The organism is Amycolatopsis sp. NPDC114484 (assembly GCF_055633755.1).
Genome location: NZ_JBVKDQ010000056.1, coordinates 2,935 through 6,034, shown reverse-complemented (window position 1 = coordinate 6,034; position 3,100 = coordinate 2,935). Strand labels below are relative to the sequence as shown.

Below are 3,100 nucleotides of genomic sequence, written 5' to 3'. Positions count from 1 at the left end.
GAGTCGTGCGCTGGCTAGCGGCAAGCGCTCATCTCGACGCTGAGGGCCCGCTGTGCGCGGTCGCTGATGAGTTGTGTCTCGTTGAGACGGGCCATGACGACCAGCCACGCCAGTTTCGTCGGGGCCACGCCCAGCCACGGCCGGGCAGAAGCGACCAGCCTCAGCGCCGCGTCGAGTCGGTCGTCCAACGCCGCGTTGAGCGCTGTGACCATGCTCGCGGCTCCTCGCTCCTCGCCATGTGCCGCCGTGGCCATGAAACGGGTCAACGCCGCGATCTGGTGCAGTGCCGGGGTTGGCCTGCCCGAGGCGTTCGGCACCGTCTCGCCCGCGCGCCGGTAGATCCTCGCCAGGCGCCCTTTCCGGCTGGTGTCGCGCAGGTAGTCGAGACCGTCCTCCAGCGCGCCATTCGCAGCCATTTCCAGCAGGGCTGAGCCTGCGGTCGCCTGCCGCTGGTTGATGCCGTGTGCCGCAACGGCTGCGAATTCCCGGGCAAGGGCGGGTAGCTCCGAATGCCGCGCGAGGTAGCGCTCGGCTGCTGCCAGGCTGGGGCTAGTCCCGTTCGACAGGGACAATGCCGAGAACGGGTCTTCCGGGAGCCGCCGGCAGAACTCCGACACCGAACCTGAACTGCCTGGGCCCGCGATCAGCAGACCGGTTTCCCGGCCCGCCGGGCCTGCCCCGGTGTCTGGCAGCACGGCACCCTGCTGCGCCGCCAAAGCTGCGCGCAGCGCCGCAGCCCATCGCACGGCAGCCGTCCCGGCGTCGGCGGGGGCCTCGCCGACGTCTGCTTCGACTGGCTTTCGCGCCGGCGCGAGTCCGAAGCCAGCCTGTCCGCCCGGGAGACTCACTGTCCGCTGGGTGCGCAGCATCACGTCCACCAGATTCATAGCGGTCGCCAGCTGGTCCGCGGCATCTAGCCCACGGGCTGCCTCGTTTGCCACCAGGTCGACCACCGCGCTCTCGTACGGTGTCTCCCAGAACGCGTGCAACGGCTCGTGCCCCTCCATCCATCTCGTGTATTCCGCACTCCGGATATGCCACTCCGCCGTCTCCCGATACTCGTCGGTCAGCGTGCGAGCGATCTTTCCTGCCCGCGTCAGCACACTGCGCCCGTCCTCTCCGCGGTCGATCTGCGGTTCGGCCGAGCTGCGTGGCAGATCCGCGGACGAACGACCGCCCGACAAGCCCGAGCCCAGCAGATCCCGGAGATAGCGCGATGCCCGCCTGGCGCGATCGTCCGACTCGCTCGGGCGCACCGGGTCAAGCACCGTCGCGACGAGGTGCACTACCTGATCGAACAACTGAAACCGGTGCAACAGCTTCTCGTCATGTTCGGCCCGCACGATCCTCGCTGCTGTTTCCGGTCGGCGATCGCCCGCCGGAAACGAGCCCTGTCCGGCCAGCTCCCAGAGAACCTGCAACGCTGGTTCCCGCGCGCCTGGCGCGTGCACGTAAAACCGGGCCACTGCCTCGGAAACGGCAAAGAAGTCCTGGACCGCTGGCAACCCCAAATACTCGTGGCCCGTCCCCACCGCGCACTCGCGCGCCAGGTGGTAGGCATGCATCGCCTCCCTGACGTGAAACCAGTCCGGATTCTGCGGCCGTTGGCTTATCAGCTCGCCGAATCCGCCCCATTCCGCCCGCAACGACACAGCAAACGCGTCGGCAAACCCGGAGTCCTCGGCATCGTCGAGGACAGGAATCATTGACGAATACGACTCGGCCCACTCGCCGGCCGGCGACTCCATTTGCGCATACGACTGCTGGGCCACCGCGAGGAGCATCGCCGCGGAATGCGACACGTCAGCACGAGCCGCCTCAATGCCGACCCGCGTCGCTGCGTGGTGCGAGAAAGGCTCGTCCGGCCGCTGCCGCTTCGGGAGGGCGTCGATGCCCGGACTCGTTTGGCGCTTCCCGCCCACTCGCACATCAGGCCGAACAACGACCGGGCCTTGCCCGCTCTCGCCGGCAGCCCCGGGGTTCGTCGCCGGCTGCGTCCCAGATCGCCCCCCGGCCAAGCTGTCACGTGCTGGCTGCTGCGGCCCGCCGGACGGTACCGGAAAGGCTCCGGCGCCAGACCCGCTCGGAACGGAGACGCTCGCGTTCGCCGAATCCGGAAGCGGCAGGTGCCCCCGCTTGGCTGCAATCGAACGTGTCAGGGTCAAGGCCGCCGGAGACACCGGATGGCCCCTGAAATCGAGCCAATAGGTGCGCGAGCCCTGGAGTTCATGCACGAAAATAAAGCGGCCATCCGACGTCGTCTGCACCCAGAGAGACTCGCCGGCACGATCCCTGCCGCCCGAGTAAATGGGCACATTGACGCCGTTGGAGATCGAAATGACAGAATTACCATTTTTTCCAACTTTTCTTTCTGATATTGGATAATTGTCTTGAGGGAACACTGTCAGCTCGGTTTCCGCAAAACGGTAATACTCAGGCTGACGGCTTCCGGTCGCGCTCGCGATCCAGGCCGGAGGGCTTGTGATCGGGAGGTCGGGGACGAGGTCGACGTCAAACAGCGCGGCGAATGTCGGCATCGGTGGCCTGGCGGGCGGCGGGACTTCTCTCTTGACCCGCTTGTACAGGAACTGTGCCGCGGCCAGTTCCCCGCGGCTCACCGGTGCCGTCAGTGTCGAACCGTTCGGGCCGTAATGCCGCTTGTGCAGCTTCTCCAGTGCCGATCCCAGTTCCGCCCGCAATTGAGCCGCGTCTTCCGGGATCGTCGCACTCTGGCCGGTCGCCAACAGCTGCTGCGGCCCGCCGGGCGGTACCGGAAAGGCTCCGGCGCCAGACCCGCTCGGAACGGAGACGCTCGCGTTCGCCGAATCCGGAACTGGCAGGTGCCCCCGCTTGGCTGCAATCAAACGTATCAGGGCCAAGGCCTCCGGAGCTGCCGGATCGCCCCTGAAATCGTGCCAATGGGTGCGCCCGCGCTGGTGTTCATGCACGAAAATAAAGCGGCCATCCGACGTCGTCTGCACCCAGAGAGGCTCGTCGACACGAGCCTTGCCGCCCCAGTAAATGGGCACAGGGGTGCCGTAGGAGGTCGTAATTTTACAACTACCATCTTTTGCAACTTTTCTTTCTGATATTGGATAAC

The 3,100-nt window shown here is 66.3% G+C and carries 1 protein-coding gene; it reads right to left on the bottom strand.

Features of this window, described 5'->3' with window-relative positions; genetic code table 11:
• Window positions 1-14: 14 nt before the first annotated feature.
• Window positions 15-3,029, bottom strand: a complete 3,015-nt coding sequence (locus ACZ7SW_RS46690; RefSeq protein ID WP_470236827.1) for a hypothetical protein — start codon at window positions 3,027-3,029, stop codon at window positions 15-17.
• Window positions 3,030-3,100 lie beyond the last annotated feature (71 nt).